The organism is Paenibacillus sp. P4_A9 (assembly GCF_056402415.1).
Genome location: NZ_JBFUHL010000221.1, coordinates 1 through 1,083 on the forward strand (window position 1 = coordinate 1; position 1,083 = coordinate 1,083).

At 42.5% G+C, this 1,083-nt stretch carries 1 protein-coding gene; it reads left to right on the forward strand.

The features are described from left to right. Positions 1 to 398 precede the first annotated feature (398 nt). A complete protein-coding gene (locus AC1DVJ_RS31115; RefSeq protein ID WP_477596814.1) occupies positions 399 to 845 on the forward strand; it encodes a VOC family protein in 447 nt (148 codons plus the stop codon). The last annotated feature ends 238 nt before the right edge of the window (positions 846 to 1,083 follow it).

Consider the following 1,083-nt stretch of genomic DNA (forward strand, 5'->3'; position numbering starts at 1 on the left):
GAGCGGGGTTCCGTTCCGAACGTCCGTCCGGGACATCCTGTTGCAGGTCCTCTTACATGGGCAATATCACTGGGGACAGATCAACCGGGCACTTCGGATCGAATTTGCAGAGCCAGTCCAAGTCGATTACATCACGTTCACGAGGCTCTAACAGGGCATAAWWATCACCATTACTCGGAATGGGATTGGCATTCAACTAACGTAAGAACTATAGTTACTTCAATAAATTGCAAAATGAGGATGCCACCGCAAAACGAGTGACATCCTCATTAAGCTATAGGGCAGGTTTGAGCAACAGCCAACTTTTATCTAGAAGAGAATAGCAGCAACTTTACAAATTCATTCAACTGTGGATACACTGAGAAGAACAACTTTTCATACGCGGAGGTGTTATTCAAGTGTATAATCGCTCAGTTCCTATGGACACTTTACTTCCCCACGTGTTTTACGAGGATGTCGCCGCAGCATCAGCATGGCTTGGAAAAACCTTTGGTTTTGTAGAACACTACAACTTCAAGCTTCCCGATGGGAGGCTCCATGGGGCATTGCTTCATTTAAGAGATGTTTGGATCATGCTCAAAAGTCCTGGCGGATCGGCATCCAGTCCTTCTAAACTCGGCGGGTTAACACAGACTCTCATGATATTCGTCGAGGACATCGAGTCGCATTATCAGATTGCCAAGAAGGCTAATGCACGTATCTTAGAAGAGTTAAATCTAACGGAATACGGTGAACAACAGTATGTAGCCGTTGATCTCGAAGGTCATCAATGGATCTTCGCGAAGCACATCGGAGATGTTAATCCAGAGGAATGGGGGGCAGAGATTGCCACCCCATATAAGTAATACGGACACTTTATCCTAATATATGGTAAAAAAGAAAAACTATTGTATAAGAGGGATCTAATGAGGATTAAAACGCAATCTGCTAAATCATCGTTTATTTGGGTTATCTTGCTTAGTGCCTTATACGCAATAATTGGTGGAATAATCTTTCAAATAATTTATTACCATGATTATCTATTGAACCAATGTGATTGGTGTATGATTTTGCTTAGCATTATGTACACCAGTAGTATTATTC